Here is a 21,415-nt window from a genome sequence, read left to right as displayed (position 1 = left end):
TCACTCTTTCTCCATGTTCAGCGGGAAATGACAGGCATAGAGATGATTTTTCGCCCCCGTCAAACGTGGCGTCACAATGCATTCTCGTTGTGCATACGGGCAACGTGGCCCCAGACGACAACCAATCGGTAACTGTTCCAGCAGCGGGATAGCGCCGGGCAGCGTATTGAGGCGACTTTTATGCGGCATCGCGCTGCCGAAGTCTGGTATCGCGCGGATCAGCGCCTGGGTATAAGGATGGTGTGGCATCGTCACCAACTCCTTACTCGGCGCGGTTTCCACCGTTTGACCGCAGTAAAGCACGTTAATTTTATCCGCCCATTGGCTAAGCATTTGTAAGTCATGGCTGATAAGCAAAATAGTGGTATTGCTGTTTTGGTTGAGACGCGTCAGCAGGCGAAAGATTTGCGCCTGGGTTGTTGGCTCCATTGAGTTGGTCGGTTCGTCAGCAATTAGCAGACGCGGTTGATTCGCCAGTGCAATGGCTATCATCACTTTCTGACATTCACCTTCGGTCAACTCATAGGGAAAACTGCGCATCGCATCTTTGTGATCTTTAATCCCCACGCGGTGCAGCAGTTCAATGGCACGGCGTTTGCGCCAGCCAAAACGCTGCCACCAACGGCCTTTATAGGTCCAGGCAGGGATGTTTTGCATCAACTGGCGACCCACACGTTCTGAAGGGTCAAGACACGACTGTGGTTCCTGGAAAATCATCGACACGTTGTGACCAACCAGCTTGCGCCGTTCGCGTGCGGAGAGACGCAGCAAATCGATATCATCAAAACGCATACGGTCAGCAGTAACACGCCAGTTATCTTTATTCACCCCACAAATCGCTTTAGCAATCAAACTTTTGCCGGAACCGGATTCGCCAACAAGACCGCGGATTTCACCTTCGGTTAAGGTCATACTTACGCGGTCGACGGCTTTAACCCACTCATCACCGGTTTTAAATTCAATGGTCAGGTTACGAATATCGAGTAATGGCATTATTCCACCCCCGCAATAATTGCACGACGGACACCGTCGCCAAGGAGGTTAACCAACAGCACGCTAATCATAATTGCCGCACCTGGCAGCATGACAGTCCATGGGGCGACATAAATCAGTTCCAGCGCATCACCGAGCATCGCGCCCCATTCAGGTGAGGGGAGTTGTGCGCCGAGATCGAGAAAGCCCAGCGCGGCGATATCGAGAATTGCCATCGACAGTGCGCGGGTGATCTCGGTGACCAGCCCGGCGGTGATGTTGGGCATCACAGCAAACCAGAGAATATTCAGCGTTGATGCGCCATCCAGACGGGCGGCGATAACGTACTCTTTTTCCAGTTCGTCATGCACCATGCTGTAAATCGAACGTACCATACGCGGCAGCAGCGCCAGCCAGACAGCAAACATGGCGTGAGACAAACTCGGTCCGGCAAACGCTACAACGATAATTGCCAGCAGCAGCGAAGGGATCGCCAGTAAGGTATCCAGAATATGGTTAAGCACCGCTGAGCGTAGGCCGTGGGTCGCCCCGGCGAAGGTGCCCAGTACCAGGCCACAGATCGTCGCGGCAAGCGTCACCACAAATGCGCCACCTACGGTTGGCGCAGCTCCGCTCAGTAAACGGCTTAAAACATCGCGTCCGAGGTCGTCAGTCCCCAGGAAGAAAGAAACTTCGCCATAGCGCGACCATGACGGCGGCAATAATTGATAACCGAGAAATTGCTGGTCGATGCCGTAAGGCGCAAACCAGCCGCCAAAAATACACAGTACAGCCAGCCCCGCACAGCCGTACAGGCCGACCATCGCAGAGGCGTCACTATAAAATTTGCGCCAGGCGGTACGCAGCGTGCCCGGCGGGCGCTTTTCGCTGTATACGCTATCGTAAGGCATACCATTCCTTATGTTTCAGAGGGTTAGCCATGGCACCCAAAATATCAGAAATCACGTTAACAATAATGACCAGTGAGCCACACACCATCACTCCGGCGGAAATGGCTGCGTAATCCTGCTGGCGGATGGCGTTAATTAACCAGCGCCCTAAACCCGGCCAGCTAAAAACCATTTCGGTGATCATCGCCAGCGTCAGCATGGTAGAAAACTGTAAGCCCAGGCGAGGAATAACCGGAGGTAACGCGTTATGCAGAACGTGGCGACGCAAAATAGTAAAGCGTGACAAACCGCGGGTCGCCGCCGCTTTTACATAATTCTGGTCATACACTTCGATAGTGCTGATACGCATTAGTCGGATCACTTCAGTTGTTGGCGCAACCGACAGGGTGATCACGGGCAATACCATATGACGGATTGCGCTAATGATCATTTCATCCCGCCACGGTGAGTCCGAAAGCCAGGCATCAATCAACGCAAAACCGGTAATCGGTTTCACTTCGTAGAGCAAATCGAAACGCCCAGAAACGGGCAACCAACCTAGTGTGAGTGAACAAAACAGCGTCAGCAGAAGCGCCAGCCAGAACACCGGGATTGAAAAGCCCAGTAAGGCGATGGCGTTGATCAAGTTATCCTGCCACTTATGGCGCGTAATCCCGGCAATCATTCCTACGGGGATGCCAACAATCAGCGCAAAACCGAAGGCGAGGATGCACAGTTCCATCGTCGCCGGGAAGACCTCTTTTAACTGTTCGGCAATCGGTTGACCGTTAATGCTGGAAACACCAAAATCCCAGTGGATCAGGCCGTTAAACCAGAACACCCAGGCATTCCACAGTGACGCGCCTTGTAACGGCGCATGTGGGGTGAAATAGCTCAAGCTGAAGCCAACGAAGGTCAGCAGGAACAAGGTCACAATCAATAACAAAATACGGCGTAAGGTGAAGATAATCATGGCTTTTTCACCTCATCCTGTTTCTCGCGATACACCCCAGCAAAGGAGGCGTTACCAAACGGGCTAAGTACCAGACCTTTGATATCATACCGATAGGCCTGCAAACGCAATGACGACGCCAGCGGCAGAATAGGTAATTCCTGCGCCAGAATACTTTGCGCTTCGTCATAGGCTTCAATACGCGCCGCCAGCTGCTGCGAAGAGAGCGCCTTACGCAATACGCTGTCGAATTTCGGATCGCACCAGTGGGCGAGGTTGGTCTGTGAATGAATTGCCGCGCAGCTCAGTAACGGACGGAAGAAACTGTCCGGGTCGTTACTGTCCGTCGCCCAACCGGATAACGTCAGATCATGGCTCATATCCATCAACCGCGCCTCCTGAAAACGACCTTCTACCGGCACAATCACCACTTTTACGCCAACCTGTGCCATATCCGCCTGAATCAGTTCGGCGGTTTTCAGTGGACTGGGGTTCCACGCCTGCGAACGTGTGGGCACCCACAGTTTCAGCGTTAAGTTTTCCAGCCCCAACGCCTTCAACTGTTCGCGCGATTTTGCTGGATTGTATTCAGTAATTTTAGCCTCGTTGTCATAGGCCCACGAGGCGCGCGGTAAAATAGAGGCAGCCGTTTCAGCCGTACCATAATAGATGGATTGCATCAGGCGCTGGTTATTAATCGCCAGTGCCAGCGCATGGCGGACCGCCGGATTATTTAGCGGCGGTTTGGCGGTGTTGAATGCCAGATAGGCGACATTCATCCCAGGACGCAGCGTTAAACGCAAGCGTGGGTCGTCACGCAAAATGGATAGCTGACTGGCAGCAGGCCAGGCCAGAACGTCGCACTCCCCGGTCAGGAGTTTCGACAATCGTCCTGTACCGCCAGAGCCTAAATCCACCACCACTTGTGGCATCAACGGCTTACCACGCCAGAAATCATCATGACGTTGTAAGCGAATATATTGCCCGGCGCGGTATTCCGACAACTGATACGGACCGGTGCCGACCGGTTGACGGTCGAGTTGCTCCTGGCGATCTTCTTTCTCTAACTTCCCTGCATATTCTGCCGACATGACCGAAGCATAATGGGTCGCCAGGTGCCACAAAAAAGAAGCATCCGGCTGGGCGAGACGGAACTCAACGGTATGATTATCCAGCTTGCGGACGCTTTTCACGTTATCGGCAAATTGCAGACTGTCGAAATAGGGGAAGTTACTGCCGTTGACGTTATGCCACGGGTTGTTGCGGTCAAAAATCCGTTGGAAGGTAAACACCACATCATCGGCATTCATTTTACGAGTGGGAGTAAACCAGTCGGTTTTTTGAAACGGAACATCGCGACGCAGGTGGAAGCGATAGGTCGCGCCGTTGTCGAGTACTTCCCAGCTTTCGGCAAGTTCCGGCATCAGGCGATAGGTATAGGGATCGACATCCAGCAGTCGATCATAAAACTGGGCGGCAAGGGTATCGACAATTAACCCACTGCTCGCTTTGGATGGGTTAAAGGTGTTGACTTGCCCGCTGACGCAATAGACAAAACCGCTGTCGCGGATATCAGCATGCGGGGGGGATTCAGGCGCGGCGATTGCCTGACCACTCACAAGTCCAGCAATCACCAAAAGAGACGATAATACCTGGCGCATAATATTAAGGGATTTTATGTAAAGAGGCTATCTTACTAATATTTAATGACATTTGCCATTACCGTTTGTGTTCAGAGGTCGTAATGAGGGCCGTGTGGTTGGTCATTGAACAGGTGGCGTCGCCATCAGTTCAACATTCGTACCCGTGATTTCTTTATAACTATAACTCACAGAACAACTTAGCGAGGAGCAGAGCGGTACGATCGTGAGAAACCCATTAAAGCACGCTGCTGTGCGTGTCATTTTTAGCCGGATGCGGCGCGAACGCTTTATCCGGGCAACGATACTGACCGATAGTCTGCAATTAAATAATTACTCATTACCCCATTGATTCAAAAACTCTGCGATCTCATCAATGCGTACGGGATTAATCCCCGCTTCAGCAGCCATTTCATGTTGGGCTTCTTCACTGATCTCTTCATTGTTCATCAAACGGGTGAGCAGTAACTGGAAGTAGTGGGCCAGTGGTGTGCGTTCAGCGTCTGCGACAGGCTCTGCGCATTCGGTCGCGTACTCATCGGCAATATCAAAATATTTTAGCGGGATATCGTGGTTCATTATTTGCCCCTGGGGTTAATGCGCTAAGCATAAAGGCGGATGATAGCACTCGTGATCCGGGTCATACATATTTTTATAGTTAATGGCGCGGTGCATTACCCTCAGGCAGGATAATGCGCCACGCATTCTACTATTACGTTTCGTTCACCGGCGTTCTGTCGCCATCATACAACGGCACTTTGCGATAGCGGCGGATCAAATACCACAAATATGCGCCGCCTAACGAAGCCCATACCATCCCGGTTGCGCAATTCGATGCGGCAATGAAAATTTTGCAGGATGCGCTGAGAGATTAATACGCAGAAGCAGGGTTAACGCAATAATGCCTGATGCGCAGCGCTTATCAGGCCTGCAAACGACGTATTGATTATGTATGCCGGATAAAGCGTTCACGCTGCATCCGGCAAGTTGTATTGCCCAACTTCGCTAAATCTGGTGCTTTTTCAACAACGCGCGGAACTGATGATAGGTTAACCCCAGCAATTCAGCGGCGCGCTTCTGGTTATACTTCCCTTGTTCCAAGCTGACCTGAAGCAGTTCTTTTTCCTGCTGCATCTGAAACTCGCGTAAATCCAGTGGCAGCGTCGGAAGCGAAGTGTTTTCTGAAACGGCGATGGCTTCTTCAGATGGACGGCGTTTAAAGGGATCAATAATGATGTCATCAAGCGGATAATCGCTGGTGCCGTGGCGATACACTGAACGTTCCACCACGTTTTTCAATTCACGAATATTTCCCGGCCAGCGATAATTCAGCAATGTTTCTCTGGCGCGCTCCGTAAACCCCGGGAACAGAGGCAGCTTGATTTCCCGACACATCTGAATGGCAAAGTGTTCTGCCATCAGCATAATGTCGCTTTCGCGCTCGCGCAGGGGCGGCAGTTGCACTACATCGAAAGCCAGCCGGTCGAGCAGGTCAGCGCGAAAAGTACCTTCATTGACCATCGCCGGGAGATCGGCATTCGTCGCGCATACCAACCGCACATTCACCTGCAATGGCTGGCTGCCGCCAACGCGCTCCAGTTCACCGTACTCAATCACGCGCAATAATTTCTCCTGTACCATCATCGGTGCCGTAGCGAGTTCATCAAGAAATAGCGTACCGCCATCGGCACGTTCAAATCTCCCAGGATGACGTTTTTGCGCACCGGTAAACGCCCCCGCTTCGTGACCAAACAGTTCGGAATCCAGCAGATTTTCATTTAACGCCGAGCAGTTAAGGGAAATAAACGGCCCCTGCCAACGGGAGGAGAGATAATGCAGACGGCTGGCAATCAGCTCTTTACCTGTGCCGCGCTCGCCGATGATGAGCACCGGTTTGTCCAGCGGTGCGAGATGCGAAACCTGTTCCAGCACTTCGAGAAAGCTGTTTGCCTCACCAAGTAAATTATCTTTGTATTCTGCCATGATGAAATTCGCCACTTATTAGTGTAATTCGCTAATTCATCCTGGCATGTTGCTGTTGATTCTTCAATCAGATCTTTATAAATCAAAAAGATAAAAAATTGGCACGCAAATTGTATTAATAGTTCAGCAGGACAATCCTGAACGCAGAAATCAAGAGGACAACATTATGGGTATTTTTTCTCGCTTTGCCGACATCGTGAATGCCAACATCAACGCTCTGTTAGAGAAAGCGGAAGATCCACAGAAACTGGTGCGTCTGATGATCCAAGAGATGGAAGATACATTGGTTGAAGTACGTTCTACTTCGGCGCGTGCGCTGGCAGAAAAGAAACAGCTGACTCGTCGTATTGAACAAGCGTCGGCGCGTGAAATTGAATGGCAGGAAAAAGCGGAACTGGCACTGCTGAAAGATAGAGAAGATCTGGCGCGTGCGGCGTTAATTGAAAAACAGAAACTGACCGATCTGATTAAGAGCCTGGAACATGAAGTGACGCTGGTGGACGATACGCTAGTGCGTATGAAGAAAGAGATCGGCGAGCTGGAAAACAAATTGAGCGAAACACGCGCTCGCCAGCAGGCATTGATGTTACGCCATCAGGCGGCAAACTCGTCGCGCGATGTGCGTCGTCAGCTGGACAGTGGCAAACTGGATGAAGCAATGGCTCGTTTCGAATCTTTCGAACGCCGTATCGACCAGATGGAAGCGGAAGCAGAAAGCCACAGCTTCGGTAAACAAAAATCGCTGGACGATCAGTTTGCCGAACTGAAAGCCGATGATGCAATCAGCGAGCAACTGGCACAATTAAAAGCCAAAATGAAGCAAGACAATCAATAATAACATCCAGGCGGCGTCCGAACGCGCCGCCGCTCATCGTCTAAGGAGTACTTATGAGCGCGCTATTTCTGGCTATTCCGTTAACCATTTTTGTGCTGTTTGTTTTACCGATCTGGTTATGGCTGCATTACAGCAATCGTTCCGGTCGCAGTGAATTGCCGCAAAGTGAGCAGCAGCGATTAGCGCAACTGGCTGATGAAGCAAAACGGATGCGCGAGCGTATTCAGGCGCTGGAATCCATTCTTGATGCAGAACATCCGAACTGGAGGGATCGCTAATGGCGGGCATTAATCTCAATAAAAAATTATGGCGTATTCCGCAGCAGGGCATGGTCCGTGGCGTCTGCGCCGGGATTGCCAACTATTTTGATGTACCGGTAAAACTGGTGCGTATCCTGGTGGTGCTGTCGATTTTCTTCGGTCTGGCGCTGTTTACCCTGGTTGCTTACATCATTTTGTCATTTGCGCTTGATCCAATGCCGGACAACATGGTCTTTGGTGAGCAGCTACCTTCCAGCAGCGAATTGCTGGATGAAGTCGACCGTGAACTGGCGGCAAGTGAAACGCGTTTACGCGAGATGGAACGTTATGTCACTTCCGACACTTTCACGCTGCGTAGCCGTTTCCGTCAACTGTGAGGAAAGTTATGAATACTCGCTGGCAACAGGCCGGGCAAAAGGTGAAGCCTGGGTTCAAATTAGCAGGCAAGCTGGTACTTCTAACCGCGCTGCGCTATGGCCCGGCGGGTGTGGCGGGCTGGGCGATAAAATCAGTTGCTCGCCGACCGCTGAAAATGTTGCTGGCTGTGGCGCTGGAACCGCTGTTAAGTCGGGCTGCCAATAAACTGGCGCAGCGTTATAAAAGGTGAGGGGAGTTTCGCAAAAATGGTTAAATCTCAGGCGTATAATGGATAGCAATTTTCATCCATAGAAGGACGCTTACATGTTTAAAAAAGGCTTACTCGCTCTGACACTGGTGTTTTCACTGCCCGTTTTCGCCGCTGAACACTGGATCGATGTTCGTGTTCCAGAGCAGTATCAGCAAGAACACGTTCAGGGGGCCATCAATATTCCCTTGAAGGAAGTGAAAGAGCGCATTGCCACCGCCGTTCCGGATAAAAACGACACCGTGAAAGTGTATTGCAATGCCGGACGCCAGTCAGGGCAGGCAAAAGAGATCCTTAGCGAGATGGGATATACCCACGTTGAGAACGCCGGTGGCCTGAAAGACATCGCAATGCCGAAGGTCAAAGGTTAAAAGAATTCACCATGAGCGGCGCTTATGCGCCGTTTTTTCTGTCACACCCTATTTACATCCCCATAGATTATTTGCGTTAGCTCACAAATACGCTTTTTCCCAGGTAAAAAAAGATTTCCTGCGTGACTAAACCCCTTGAGCTCAATTGACAGTTTATTTTATGCGGAGTAGTCTCTCGTTTCATGGGACCGCTACCACGGAAAGGCAACATGAAACAGAAAATTACGGATTACCTGGACGAAATCTACGGTGGAACATTTACCGCAACTCATTTACAGAAACTTGTAACGCGTCTTGAGAGTGCGAAACGATTAATTACACAGCGACGTAAAAAACACTGGGATGAAAGTGATGTCGTGTTAATCACCTATGCCGATCAATTTCACAGTAATGATTTAAAACCACTACCCACATTTAATCAGTTTTACCATCAATGGCTGCAAAGCATTTTTTCACATGTTCATTTATTACCTTTTTATCCATGGTCATCTGATGATGGGTTTTCGGTAATTGATTATCATCAGGTCGCCAGTGAAGCGGGGGAGTGGCAGGATATTCAGCAACTCGGTGAATGCAGTCATTTAATGTTTGATTTTGTCTGCAACCATATGTCGGCAAGAAGTGAATGGTTTAAAAACTATTTACAACAGCATCCAGGTTTTGAAGATTTTTTTATTGCCGTTGATCCGCAAACCGATCTCAGCGCCGTCACCCGTCCGCGTGCGTTACCGCTATTAACACCGTTTCAAATGGATGATAATTCCACGCGCCATTTATGGACCACCTTTAGCGACGATCAAATTGACCTCAATTACCGTAGCCCTGAAGTGTTGCTGGCGATGGTGGATATATTGCTGTGTTACCTGGAAAAGGGCGCGGAATACGTCCGTCTGGATGCCGTTGGCTTTATGTGGAAAGAGCCGGGAACAAGCTGCATCCATCTGGAAAAAACACATCTGATTATCAAACTGTTACGGTCGATTATTGATAACGTCGCGCCAGGCACAGTGATCATTACCGAGACCAATGTTCCGCATAAAGACAACATTGCTTACTTTGGCGAAGGCGATGACGAAGCACATATGGTGTACCAGTTCTCGCTGCCGCCGCTGGTGCTGCATGCGGTGCAAAAACAGAACGTTGAGGCGCTTTGTGCGTGGGCGCAAAACCTGACACTACCTTCCAGCAACACCACCTGGTTTAACTTCCTCGCCTCTCACGATGGCATCGGGCTGAACCCACTGCGTGGCTTGTTACCAGAAAGCGAAATATTAGCGCTGGTCGAGGCATTACAGCAGGAAGGTGCATTAGTAAACTGGAAAAATAATCCCGACGGTACGCGTAGCCCGTATGAAATAAATGTCACCTATATGGATGCGTTAAGCCGCCGCGAGAGTAGCGATGAAGAACGGTGTGCCAGGTTTATTCTCGCCCATGCGATTTTGTTAAGTTTCCCCGGTGTGCCAGCGATATATATTCAAAGCATTCTGGGGTCGCGTAATGATTACGCAGGTGTCGAAAAACTTGGATATAATCGTGCGATTAACCGTAAAAAATACTCTAGTAAAGAGATAACGACAGAACTGAACAATAAAGCGACATTAAGGTATTCGATATATTATAAGTTGTCGCGTTTAATTACACTTCGTTGCAGTCATAACGAGTTTCATCCGGATAATGATTTTACCATCGACACGGTTAATTCATCCGTAATGTGTATTCAAAGAAGCAACGCGGATGGTAATTGTCTGACAGGATTGTTTAATGTCAGTGAAAATATTCAGCATATAAATATTACTGACCTGCACGGTCGGGATCTGATTAGTGAAGTTGATATAGTGGGTAATGAAATAACGCTGCGCCCCTGGCAGGTTATGTGGATTAAATAAAAAGGAACATCTCATGATTAAATCAAAAATCGTGCTGTTATCAGCACTGGTTTCCTGCGCCCTGATTTCAGGCTGTAAAGAAGAAAATAAAAATAATGTATCCATCGAATTTATGCATTCTTCGGTGGAGCAGGAGCGCCAGGCCGTCATCAGCAAATTGATTGCCCGTTTTGAAAAAGAAAACCCAGGTATCACCGTAAAACAAGTGCCCGTGGAAGAAGACGCCTATAACACCAAAGTCATTACCCTTTCACGTAGCGGTTCGCTGCCGGAAGTGATCGAAACCAGCCATGACTACGCCAAAGTGATGGACAAAGAGCAGCTTATCGATCGCCAGGCGGTTGCCACGGTCATCAGCAACGTCGGTGAAGGCGCGTTCTACGATGGCGTACTGCGGATTGTGCGCACCGAAGATGGCAGCGCCTGGACCGGTGTTCCTGTCAGCGCATGGATTGGCGGGATCTGGTATCGCAAAGATGTGCTGGCAAAAGCTGGGCTGGAGGAGCCAAAAAACTGGCAGCAATTGCTGGACGTTGCACAGAAACTGAATGACCCGGCGAATAAAAAATACGGTATTGCGCTGCCTACAGCAGAAAGCGTGTTGACGGAACAGTCTTTCTCCCAGTTTGCGTTATCCAATCAGGCTAACGTCTTTAACGCCGAAGGCAAAATCACCCTTGATACACCAGAGATGATGCAGGCGCTGACCTATTACCGCAACCTTGCTGCCAACACCATGCCAGGTTCTAACGACATCATGGAAGTGAAAGACGCTTTTATGAACGGCACCGCGCCGATGGCGATTTACTCCACCTATATCCTTCCGGCTGTGATTAAAGAGGGCGATCCGAAAAACGTTGGTTTCGTTGTACCCACCGAGAAAAACTCTGCGGTCTACGGCATGTTGACCTCGCTGACCATTACCGCCGGGCAAAAGAGCGAAGAGACCGAAGCGGCTGAAAAATTTGTCACCTTTATGGAGCAGGCAGACAACATTGCCGACTGGGTGATGATGTCGCCAGGCGCGGCGCTGCCGGTGAACAAAGCGGTTGTCACTACCGCCACCTGGAAAGACAACGACGTTATTAAGGCGCTGGGAGAATTGCCAAATCAGTTAATCAGCGAACTGCCAAATATTCAGGTCTTTGGCGCAGTAGGGGATAAAAATTTTACCCGCATGGGCGATGTGACGGGTTCTGGCGTGGTGAGCTCCATGGTGCATAACGTCACCGTGGGTAAAGCCGACCTCTCTACCACGCTGCAAACGAGCCAGAAAAAGCTGGATGAGTTGGTTGAACAGCGCTAAACCCAGGACAGGAATCCGCAATGAACAGGCTTTTTTCAGGTCGTTCCGATATGCCCTTTGCGCTGCTGCTTCTCGCGCCCAGCTTATTACTGCTGGGCGGTCTGGTGGCGTGGCCAATGGTGTCGAATATCGAAATCAGTTTTTTACGTCTGCCGCTCAATCCCAACATCGAGTCAACGTTTGTTGGGGTAAGCAACTACGTGCGTATTCTCTCCGATCCCGGCTTCTGGCACTCGCTGTGGATGACGGTCTGGTATACCACACTGGTGGTGGCGGGCAGCACCGTGCTCGGGCTGGCCGTGGCGATGTTTTTCAACCGCGAGTTCCGCCTGCGCAAAACCGCGCGTTCGCTGGTGCTCCTCTCCTACGTAACGCCGTCTATTTCGCTGGTGTTCGCCTGGAAATACATGTTCAACAACGGTTACGGCATTGTGAACTACCTCGGCGTCGATCTTCTGCATCTCTATGAGCAGGCACCGCTGTGGTTCGATAATCCGGGCAGTAGCTTTGTGCTGGTGGTGCTGTTCGCCATCTGGCGCTACTTCCCCTATGCCTTTATTTCGTTTCTGGCGATTTTGCAGACCATCGACAAATCGCTGTACGAAGCGGCAGAGATGGATGGCGCTAATGCCTGGCAACGGTTTCGTATCGTCACGCTGCCCGCGATTATGCCGGTCCTGGCGACGGTGGTGACCCTGCGCACCATCTGGATGTTCTACATGTTCGCGGATGTTTATCTGCTGACGACCAAGGTCGTTATTCTCGGTGTCTATCTCTACAAAACCGCCTTTGCCTTTAATGACCTAGGGAAAGCGGCGGCGATCTCGGTGGTGCTCTTCATCATTATTTTCGCTGTCATTCTGCTGACCAGGAAACGGGTGAACCTCAATGGCAACAAATAAACGCACACTCAGTCGCATCGGTTTTTACTGCGGGCTGGCGCTGTTTCTCATCATCATGCTGTTTCCGTTTTTTGTGATGCTGATGACCTCGTTCAAGAGCGCAAAAGAGGCGATCTCGCTGCATCCTACGCTGCTGCCACAGCAGTGGACGCTGGAGCATTACGTCGACATTTTTAACCCGATGATTTTCCCGTTTGTCGACTACTTCCGTAACAGTCTGGTGGTGTCTGTGGTTTCATCCGTGGTGGCGGTATTTCTCGGCATTCTCGGGGCTTACGCGCTTTCCCGCCTGCGCTTTAAAGGGCGGATGACCATCAACGCCAGCTTTTACACGGTGTATATGTTCTCCGGCATTTTGCTGGTGGTGCCGCTGTTCAAAATCATCACCGCGCTTGGCATATACGACACCGAGATGGCGCTGATCATCACCATGGTAACGCAAACCCTGCCCACCGCCGTGTTTATGCTGAAAAGCTACTTCGACACCATCCCTGATGAGATCGAAGAAGCGGCGATGATGGATGGCCTCAACCGTCTGCAAATCATCTTCCGTATCACCGTGCCCCTGGCGATGTCCGGGCTGATATCCGTATTCGTCTACTGCTTTATGGTGGCATGGAACGACTATCTGTTTGCGTCGATTTTCCTCTCCAGCGCCAGCAATTTCACCTTACCAGTCGGCCTGAACGCGCTGTTCAGTACGCCTGATTACATCTGGGGACGGATGATGGCGGCCTCGCTGGTGACCGCATTGCCGGTGGTGATTATGTATGCGCTTTCGGAGCGTTTTATTAAGAGTGGTTTGACCGCCGGTGGCGTGAAGGGCTAAAGCGGCCAGTTTCTTTATAAGGAGTTTTACATGAAAAAGTTAGTAGCCACAGCACCGCGCGTAGCTGCGCTGGTTGAGTATGAAGATCGGGCGATTTTAGCCAGTGAAGTGAAGATCCGCGTGCGTTTCGGCGCGCCGAAACATGGAACGGAAGTGGTCGATTTCCGCGCCGCCAGCCCGTTTATCGATGAAGACTTTAACGGCGAATGGCAGATGTTTACCCCGCGTCCGGCAGATGCGCCGCGCGGTATTGAGTTTGGCAAATTCCAGCTTGGCAACATGGTGGTTGGCGACATTATCGAGTGCGGCAGCGACGTTACCGACTACGCGGTGGGCGACAGCGTATGCGGCTACGGCCCGCTCTCCGAGACGGTCATCATTAACGCAGTGAATAACTACAAGCTGCGCAAAATGCCGCAAGGCAGCTCCTGGAAAAACGCCGTCTGTTACGACCCGGCGCAGTTTGCCATGAGCGGCGTGCGCGATGCCAACGTACGCGTAGGGGATTTTGTCGTGGTGGTAGGGCTTGGCGCGATCGGTCAAATTGCCATCCAACTGGCGAAACGCGCTGGCGCATCGGTGGTAATTGGCGTCGATCCTATTGCCCATCGTTGTGATATTGCTCGTCGACACGGTGCGGATTTCTGCCTTAACCCTATTGGCACTGACGTAGGCAAAGAGATCAAAACGCTGACCGGCAAGCAGGGTGCCGATGTGATTATCGAAACCAGCGGTTACGCCGACGCGCTGCAATCGGCGCTTCGCGGCCTGGCATATGGCGGCACCATCTCGTATGTCGCGTTTGCCAAACCGTTTGCCGAAGGTTTTAACCTCGGACGCGAAGCCCATTTCAATAACGCCAAAATTGTTTTCTCCCGTGCGTGCAGCGAGCCGAACCCGGATTATCCGCGCTGGAGCCGCAAACGTATCGAAGAAACCTGTTGGGAACTGCTGATGAACGGTTATCTCAATTGTGAAGATTTAATCGACCCGGTGGTGACCTTTGCCAATAGCCCGGAAAGTTACATGCAGTATGTCGACCAGCATCCGGAACAGAGCATCAAAATGGGCGTTACGTTTTAATTCAAAGGAATGAAAAAAATGAAAATCGGCACACAGAATCAGGCGTTCTTTCCGGAAAACATTCTGGAGAAATTTCGTTATATCAAAGAAATGGGTTTCGATGGTTTTGAGATCGACGGCAAACTGCTGGTCAACAATCTCGAAGAAGTCAAAGCAGCAATCAAAGAAACCGGTTTACCGGTGACCACCGCCTGCGGTGGCTATGACGGTTGGATTGGCGACTTTATCGAAGAGCGTCGACTTAATGGCGTAAAGCAGATCGAACGCATTCTTGAAGCTCTGGCAGAAGTGGGCGGTAAAGGTATCGTCGTTCCGGCTGCATGGGGCATGTTTACCTTCCGCTTACCGCCGATGACCTCGCCGCGTAGCCTGGACGGCGACCGCAAAATGGTGAGTGATTCCCTGCGCGTACTGGAACAGGCGGCCGCACGTACCGGAACCGTGGTGTACCTCGAACCGTTAAACCGCTATCAGGATCACATGATCAACACCCTCGCCGATGCTCGTCGTTACATCGTCGAAAACAATCTTAAACATGTGCAGATTATCGGCGATTTCTATCACATGAATATCGAAGAAGATAACCTGGCGCAGGCGTTGCACGACAACCGCGACTTGCTCGGTCATGTGCATATTGCCGACAACCATCGTTACCAGCCGGGCAGCGGCACCCTCGATTTCCACGCGCTGTTTGAACAGCTGCGCGCCGATAACTATCAGGGTTATGTGGTGTATGAAGGGCGTATCCGGGCAGAAGATCCTGCCCAGGCGTACCGTGATTCGTTGGCCTGGGTGCGTACCTGCTAAGAGGTCTTTGTGAAAAGTGCAATGACAAGCTCTCCGCTGCGAGTCGCGATCATAGGCGCGGGCCAGGTGGCGGATAAAGTTCATGCTTCGTACTACTGCACCCGCAACGATCTGGAACTGGTGGCTGTCTGTGACAGCCGCCTTTCCCAGGCGCAGGCGCTGGCAGAAAAATACGGGAATGCATCCGTGTGGGACGATCCGCAGGCCATGCTGCTGGCGGTGAAACCTGATGTGGTTAGCGTCTGCTCACCTAACCGTTTTCATTACGAACATACCCTGATGGCACTGGAAGCGGGCTGCCATGTGATGTGCGAAAAACCGCCCGCCATGACGCCAGAACAGGCGCGGGAAATGTGCGATACCGCGCGCAAACTGGGCAAGGTGCTGGCCTACGACTTTCACCATCGTTTTGCGCTCGATACGCAACAGCTGCGTGAACAGGTGACCAACGGCGTTTTGGGAGAGATTTACGTTACCACCGCCCGCGCCCTGCGTCGCTGCGGCGTTCCCGGCTGGAGTGTCTTTACCAATAAAGAACTGCAGGGTGGTGGCCCGCTGATCGACATCGGCATTCATATGCTGGATGCGGCGATGTATGTGCTGGGCTTTCCGGCGGTGAAAAGCGTGAATGCGCATAGTTTTCAAAAGATCGGCACGCAAAAGAGCTGTGGTCAATTTGGCGAGTGGGATCCGGCAACTTATAGCGTCGAAGATTCGCTGTTTGGCACCATTGAATTTCATAACGGCGGCATTCTGTGGCTGGAAACGTCATTTGCACTCAACATCCGCGAACAGTCGATTATGAACGTCAGCTTTTGTGGTGATAAAGCCGGTGCGACGCTGTTTCCAGCACATATCTACACCGATAACAACGGTGAATTAATGACGCTGATGCAACGGGAAATGGCAGACGACAACCGCCATTTGCGCAGCATGGAAGCCTTTATTAATCACGTACAGGGCAAGCCCGTGATGATAGCCGACGCCGAGCAGGGGTACATCATCCAGCAACTGGTGGCGGCGTTGTATCAATCCGCAGAAACAGGGACGCGTGTGGAATTATGACCAGGCCAGTAACGTTATCAGAACCCCATTTCAGCCAGCATACACTGAACAAATATGCTTCACTGATGGCGCAGGGGAACGGCTATCTTGGGCTTCGCGCCAGCCATGAAGAAGATTACACGCGCCAGACGCGCGGCATGTATCTGACGGGGCTGTATCATCGGGCGGGTAAGGGTGAAATCAACGAACTGGTGAACCTGCCTGATGTCGTGGGGATGGAGATTGCCATAAATGGTGAGATTATCTCGTTATCCCGCGAAGCATGGCAGCGTGAGCTTAACTTTGCCAGTGGCGAATTACGTCGCAATGTCGTCTGGTCTTCAGCCAGCGGCGCACGTTATGCCATTGCCAGCCGTCGCTTTGTTTCGGCAGAACAACTGCCGCTGATGGCGCTGGAAATCAGCATTACGCCGCTGGACGCTGACGCGTCAGTGCTGATTTCAACAGGCATTGACGCCACGCAAACCAACCACGGACGACAACATCTCGACGAAACCCAGGTGCGGGTATTTGGTCAGCATCTGATGCAGGGGATCTATACCACTCAGGATGGACGCAGTGATGTGGCCATCAGCTGTTGCTGCCAGGTGAGCGGTGACGTGCAGCAATGCTATACCGCCAAAGAGCGCCGCTTGCTGCAACATACCAGTGCACAACTACCTGCGGGCAAAACGCTGACGCTGCAAAAACGGGTGTGGATCGACTGGCGGGACGACAGACACGTCGCTTTAGACGAGTGGGGTAGTGCATCGCTTCGTCAGCTTGAAATGTGCGCGCAGCAGAGTTACGACCAACTTCTTGCAGCATCAACAGAAAACTGGCGTCAATGGTGGCAGAAACGTCGTATCACGGTAAACGGCGGCGATGCGCACGATCAGCAAGCGTTAGATTATGCGCTTTATCACCTGCGCATCATGACGCCTGCCCACGATGAGCGCAGCAGCATTGCGGCGAAAGGTTTAACCGGCGAAGGCTACAAAGGCCACGTTTTCTGGGATACAGAAGTATTTTTGCTACCGTTCCATCTGTTTAGCGATCCGACGGTTGCCCGAAGTTTACTGCGTTATCGCTGGCACAACTTGCTTGGCGCGCAGGAGAAAGCGCGACGCAACGGCTGGCAGGGCGCTCTGTTTCCGTGGGAAAGCGCGCGTAGCGGCGAAGAAGAGACGCCGGAATTTGCTGCCATTAACATTCGTACCGGGTTGCGGCAAAAAGTGGCCTCTGCGCAGGCGGAACATCATCTGGTGGCCGATATCGCCTGGGCGGTTATTCAATACTGGCGGACCTCGGGGGATGAAAGTTTCATTGCTCATGAAGGCATGGCGCTACTTCTGGAGACGGCAAAGTTCTGGATTAGCCGCGCGGTGAGGGTTAACGACCGTCTGGAAATTCATGATGTTATTGGGCCAGATGAATATACCGAACATGTCAATAATAACGCCTTCACCAGCTATATGGCGTATTACAACGTCCAGCAGGCGCTGAATATCGCTCGTCAGTTTGGCTGTAGCGACGACGCGTTTATTCATCGTGCAGAAATGTACCTCAAAGAACTGCTGCTGCCAGAAATTCAGCCCGACGGCGTTTTGCCGCAGGATGATTCGTTTATGGCTAAGCCGGTGATTAATCTGGCGAAATACAAAGCGGCGGCGGGGAAGCAAACCATTCTGCTGGATTATTCACGCGCAGAAGTGAACGAGATGCAGATCCTCAAACAAGCTGATGTGGTGATGCTCAATTACATGCTGCCGGAGCAGTTCTCAGCGGCATCGTGTCTTGCCAATCTGCAATTTTATGAACCGCGCACTATTCACGACTCGTCATTAAGTAAAGCAATCCACGGCATTGTTGCCGCACGCTGTGGCCTGCTGACCCAAAGTTATCAGTTCTGGCGCGAGGGGACTGAAATCGATCTTGGTGCTGATCCACATAGCTGTGATGACGGTATCCACGCTGCCGCAACTGGCGCTATCTGGCTGGGGGCGATTCAGGGTTTTGCCGGGGTGAGCGTGCGTGACGGTGAATTACATCTCAATCCGGCGTTACCTGAGCAGTGGCAACAGTTGTCTTTCCCTATGTTCTGGCAGGGCTGCGAATTACAGGTCACTCTCGACGTGCAGCGTATTGCGATTCGAACTTCTGCGCCCGTTTCACTGCGCTTGAACGGTCAGCTTATTTACGTCGCTGAAGAATCTGTTTTCTGTTTGGGGAATTTTATTTTGCCCTTCAATGGGACCGCTACCACGCATCAGGAGGGGGAATGAAACTGCAAGGGGTAATTTTCGATCTGGATGGAGTAATCACCGATACCGCGCATCTGCATTTCCAGGCGTGGCAGCAGATTGCCGCTGAAATTGGCATCAGCATTGATGCGCAGTTTAACGAATTCCTAAAAGGGATCAGCCGCGATGAGTCCCTGCGGCGAATTCTGCAGCACGGGGGTAAAGAGGGCGATTTTAACCCACAGGAACGGGCGCAACTGGCGTATCGCAAAAATCTGCTTTACGTCCACTCACTGCGCGAACTGACGGTTAATGCTGTGCTGCCTGGCATTCACAATTTGCTGGTAGATCTCCGAGCACAGCAGATTCCGGTTGGGCTGGCTTCTGTCTCCCTGAATGCGCCGACGATTTTAGCAGCGCTGGAGCTGCGCGAGTTTTTCACCTTCTGCGCGGACGCTTCCCAACTCAAAAATTCGAAACCGGACCCGGAAATCTTTCTCGCCGCCTGTGCAGGGCTGGGCGTGCCGCCACAGGCATGTATCGGCATTGAAGATGCGCAGGCGGGCATTGAAGCCATTAACGCCAGCGGTATGCGCTCGGTGGGGATCGGCGCGGGCTTAACCGGGGCGCAATTATTGTTGCCCTCGACGGACTCCCTGACCTGGCCGCGGTTATCGGCCTTCTGGCAAAACGTATAGCAAAGGAATCAACATGGCACAGCTTTCGTTACAACATATTCAAAAGATCTACGATAACCAGGTGCATGTGGTGAAGGACTTCAACCTGGAGATTGCCGATAAAGAGTTCATCGTGTTTGTCGGTCCGTCGGGCTGCGGTAAATCGACCACCCTGCGTATGATTGCCGGGCTTGAGGAGATCAGCGGCGGTGATCTGTTGATCGACGGCAAACGAATGAATGACGTTCCAGCCAAAGCACGCAATATCGCGATGGTGTTCCAGAACTACGCGCTGTATCCGCATATGACGGTCTACGACAACATGGCGTTTGGCCTGAAGATGCAAAAAATCGCCAGAGAGGTGATTGATGAGCGGGTGAACTGGGCGGCGCAAATTCTCGGCCTGCGTGAGTACCTGAAACGCAAGCCGGGCGCGCTTTCCGGCGGGCAACGTCAGCGAGTGGCGCTTGGGCGGGCGATTGTGCGCGAAGCGGGCGTGTTTTTAATGGATGAGCCGCTCTCTAACCTGGATGCCAAGCTGCGCGTGCAAATGCGCGCAGAGATCAGCAAGCTGCATCAGAAACTGAACACCACCATGATCTACGTGACCCACGATCAGACCGAAGCGATGACCATGGCGACGCGGATTGTCATTATGAAGGATGGGATTGTTCAGCAGGTCGGTGCGCCGAAAACGGTTTATAACCAACCTGCGAATATGTTTGTTGCCGGATTTATTGGATCACCAGCGATGAATTTTATTCGCGGCACGATCGATGGCGATAAATTCGTTACGGAAACGCTTAAATTAACCATACCCGAAGAGAAATTAGCGGTTCTGAAAACACAGGAAAGTTTGCATAAGCCCATCGTAATGGGAATACGCCCGGAAGATATTCATCCGGACGCGCAAGAGGAAAATAACATTTCCGCCAAAATTAGCGTGGCGGAATTAACCGGTGCGGAATTTATGCTCTACACCACGGTTGGGGGGCACGAGTTAGTGGTCCGTGCTGGTGCGTTAAATGATTATCATGCAGGAGAAAATATCACTATTCATTTTGATATGACTAAATGTCATTTCTTTGATGCAGAAACGGAAATAGCAATTTGCTAAATACAGGGGGAAGGCATTCTCCCAGGATAATACAAGGAACAATAATGAAAAAGTTATTACCCTGTACCGCACTGGTGATGTGTGCGGGAATGGCCTGCGCACAGGCCGAGGAAAAGAACGACTGGCACTTTAATATCGGCGCGATGTACGAAATAGAAAACGTCGAGGGTTATGGCGAAGATATGGATGGGCTGGCGGAGCCTTCTGTCTATTTTAATGCCGCCAACGGGCCGTGGAGAATTTCTCTGGCCTATTATCAGGAAGGGCCGGTAGATTATAGCGCGGGTAAACGTGGAACGTGGTTTGATCGCCCGGAGCTGGAGGTACATTATCAGTTCCTCGAAAGCGATGATTTCAGTTTCGGTCTGACTGGTGGTTTCCGTAATTATGGTTATCACTACGTTGATGAACCGGGTAAAGACACGGCGAATATGCAGCGCTGGAAAATTGCGCCAGACTGGGATGTGAAACTGACTGACGATTTACGTTTCAACGGTTGGCTGTCGATGTATAAATTTGCCAACGATCTGAATACGACCGGTTATGCTGATACCCGTGTCGAAACGGAAACAGGTCTGCAATATACCTTCAACGAAACGCTTGCCTTGCGAGTGAACTATTATCTCGAGCGTGGTTTCAATATGGATGATAGCCGCAATAACGGTGAGTTTTCCACGCAAGAAATTCGCGCCTATTTGCCGCTGACGCTCGGCAACCACTCGGTGACGCCGTATACGCGCATTGGGCTGGATCGCTGGAGTAACTGGGACTGGCAGGATGATATTGAACGTGAAGGCCATGATTTTAACCGTGTGGGTTTATTTTACGGTTATGATTTCCAGAATGGTCTTTCCGTTTCGCTGGAATACGCGTTTGAGTGGCAGGATCACGACGAAGGCGACAGCGATAAATTCCATTATGCGGGTGTTGGGGTGAATTACTCGTTCTGATAATGTGCTAAATTGCCGGATGCGGGGCGAGCGCCAAATC

The 21,415-nt window shown here is 51.4% G+C and carries 22 protein-coding genes and 1 pseudogene; 16 read left to right on the top strand and 7 right to left on the bottom strand.

Features of this window, described 5'->3' with window-relative positions:
* From sapD to pspF, 7 genes and pseudogenes are all read right to left on the bottom strand, one after another.
* Window positions 1-993, bottom strand: a complete 993-nt coding sequence (sapD, locus tag C4F37_RS17470) for a peptide ABC transporter ATP-binding protein SapD (RefSeq protein ID WP_001128858.1) — start codon at window positions 991-993, stop codon at window positions 1-3.
* Window positions 993-1,883, bottom strand: coding sequence for a peptide ABC transporter permease SapC (sapC, locus tag C4F37_RS17465; RefSeq protein WP_001146163.1), 891 nt, complete (start codon window positions 1,881-1,883; stop codon window positions 993-995). Before sapC ends, sapD begins: the two co-directional genes overlap by 1 nt.
* Window positions 1,870-2,835, bottom strand: coding sequence for a putrescine export ABC transporter permease SapB (gene sapB / locus C4F37_RS17460; RefSeq protein ID WP_000583271.1), 966 nt, complete (start codon window positions 2,833-2,835; stop codon window positions 1,870-1,872). The genes sapC and sapB overlap by 14 nt, the downstream gene beginning before the upstream one ends.
* The gene (gene sapA, locus C4F37_RS17455) at window positions 2,832-4,475 is read right to left on the bottom strand and encodes an ABC transporter substrate-binding protein SapA (protein WP_001250202.1); all 1,644 of its coding nucleotides are present in this window, start codon (window positions 4,473-4,475) and stop codon (window positions 2,832-2,834) included. Before sapA ends, sapB begins: the two co-directional genes overlap by 4 nt.
* A 312-nt stretch (window positions 4,476-4,787) precedes the next feature.
* Window positions 4,788-5,033, bottom strand: a complete 246-nt coding sequence (locus C4F37_RS17445) for a YmjA family protein (protein WP_001015099.1) — start codon at window positions 5,031-5,033, stop codon at window positions 4,788-4,790.
* Window positions 5,034-5,166: 133 nt separating this feature from the next.
* Window positions 5,167-5,274: pseudogene (locus tag C4F37_RS27905) on the bottom strand (hypothetical protein); the annotation flags it as partial.
* A 185-nt stretch (window positions 5,275-5,459) separates the two neighbouring features.
* Entirely contained in the window at window positions 5,460-6,437 is a 978-nt protein-coding gene (gene pspF, locus C4F37_RS17435) for a phage shock protein operon transcriptional activator (protein WP_001538703.1), read from the bottom strand.
* 166 nt (window positions 6,438-6,603) lie between these two features.
* Between pspF and pspA the strand changes: the two genes are divergently transcribed.
* The 16 genes from pspA (at window position 6,604) to ompG (ending at window position 21,375) form a co-directional block, all read left to right on the top strand.
* Window positions 6,604-7,272, top strand: coding sequence for a phage shock protein PspA (pspA, locus tag C4F37_RS17430; RefSeq protein WP_000511015.1), 669 nt, complete (start codon window positions 6,604-6,606; stop codon window positions 7,270-7,272).
* 53 nt (window positions 7,273-7,325) lie between these two features.
* On the top strand, window positions 7,326-7,550 hold the full coding sequence (gene pspB, locus C4F37_RS17425; protein ID WP_001274960.1) for an envelope stress response membrane protein PspB: 225 nt from the start codon (window positions 7,326-7,328) through the stop codon (window positions 7,548-7,550).
* Window positions 7,550-7,909 (top strand): envelope stress response membrane protein PspC, encoded by a 360-nt coding sequence (pspC, locus tag C4F37_RS17420; RefSeq protein WP_000907391.1) that lies wholly within the window; start codon window positions 7,550-7,552, stop codon window positions 7,907-7,909. The genes pspB and pspC overlap by 1 nt, the downstream gene beginning before the upstream one ends.
* 8 nt (window positions 7,910-7,917) lie before the next feature.
* Complete coding sequence (gene pspD, locus C4F37_RS17415; RefSeq protein WP_001295585.1) at window positions 7,918-8,139, top strand: phage shock protein PspD; 222 nt, start codon at window positions 7,918-7,920, stop codon at window positions 8,137-8,139.
* 74 nt (window positions 8,140-8,213) lie between these two features.
* Complete coding sequence (gene pspE, locus C4F37_RS17410) at window positions 8,214-8,528, top strand: thiosulfate sulfurtransferase PspE (protein ID WP_000473128.1); 315 nt, start codon at window positions 8,214-8,216, stop codon at window positions 8,526-8,528.
* Window positions 8,529-8,737: 209 nt separating this feature from the next.
* A complete protein-coding gene (ycjM, locus tag C4F37_RS17405; protein ID WP_106106713.1) occupies window positions 8,738-10,417 on the top strand; it encodes a glucosylglycerate phosphorylase in 1,680 nt (559 codons plus the stop codon).
* A gap of 13 nt (window positions 10,418-10,430) precedes the next feature.
* Window positions 10,431-11,723, top strand: coding sequence for an ABC transporter substrate-binding protein (locus C4F37_RS17400; RefSeq protein WP_001538705.1), 1,293 nt, complete (start codon window positions 10,431-10,433; stop codon window positions 11,721-11,723).
* A gap of 20 nt (window positions 11,724-11,743) precedes the next feature.
* Window positions 11,744-12,625, top strand: a complete 882-nt coding sequence (locus tag C4F37_RS17395; protein WP_001773899.1) for a carbohydrate ABC transporter permease — start codon at window positions 11,744-11,746, stop codon at window positions 12,623-12,625.
* Window positions 12,612-13,454 (top strand): carbohydrate ABC transporter permease, encoded by an 843-nt coding sequence (locus C4F37_RS17390; RefSeq protein ID WP_001538707.1) that lies wholly within the window; start codon window positions 12,612-12,614, stop codon window positions 13,452-13,454. Before C4F37_RS17395 ends, C4F37_RS17390 begins: the two co-directional genes overlap by 14 nt.
* A gap of 30 nt (window positions 13,455-13,484) precedes the next feature.
* Window positions 13,485-14,537, top strand: a complete 1,053-nt coding sequence (locus C4F37_RS17385; RefSeq protein WP_001538708.1) for a zinc-dependent alcohol dehydrogenase — start codon at window positions 13,485-13,487, stop codon at window positions 14,535-14,537.
* 18 nt (window positions 14,538-14,555) lie between these two features.
* Complete coding sequence (locus C4F37_RS17380) at window positions 14,556-15,344, top strand: sugar phosphate isomerase/epimerase family protein (protein ID WP_001538709.1); 789 nt, start codon at window positions 14,556-14,558, stop codon at window positions 15,342-15,344.
* 9 nt (window positions 15,345-15,353) lie between these two features.
* Entirely contained in the window at window positions 15,354-16,409 is a 1,056-nt protein-coding gene (locus tag C4F37_RS17375; RefSeq protein ID WP_001538710.1) for a Gfo/Idh/MocA family protein, read from the top strand.
* On the top strand, window positions 16,406-18,673 hold the full coding sequence (gene ycjT / locus C4F37_RS17370; protein WP_001773900.1) for a kojibiose phosphorylase: 2,268 nt from the start codon (window positions 16,406-16,408) through the stop codon (window positions 18,671-18,673). Before C4F37_RS17375 ends, ycjT begins: the two co-directional genes overlap by 4 nt.
* Complete coding sequence (gene pgmB / locus C4F37_RS17365; RefSeq protein WP_000775772.1) at window positions 18,670-19,329, top strand: beta-phosphoglucomutase; 660 nt, start codon at window positions 18,670-18,672, stop codon at window positions 19,327-19,329. The genes ycjT and pgmB overlap by 4 nt, the downstream gene beginning before the upstream one ends.
* Window positions 19,330-19,342: 13 nt before the next feature.
* Window positions 19,343-20,425, top strand: coding sequence for an ABC transporter ATP-binding protein (locus C4F37_RS17360; RefSeq protein ID WP_000057991.1), 1,083 nt, complete (start codon window positions 19,343-19,345; stop codon window positions 20,423-20,425).
* 44 nt (window positions 20,426-20,469) lie between these two features.
* Window positions 20,470-21,375, top strand: coding sequence for a monomeric porin OmpG (gene ompG, locus C4F37_RS17355; RefSeq protein WP_001350256.1), 906 nt, complete (start codon window positions 20,470-20,472; stop codon window positions 21,373-21,375).
* Window positions 21,376-21,415: the final 40 nt, after the last annotated feature.

This window comes from Escherichia sp. R1 (genome assembly GCF_003000935.1).
Lineage (GTDB): Bacteria > Pseudomonadota > Gammaproteobacteria > Enterobacterales > Enterobacteriaceae > Escherichia > Escherichia coli.
Note: the sequence above shows the minus strand (reverse complement) of the source record. Positions and strands in the feature narration are given on the sequence as shown.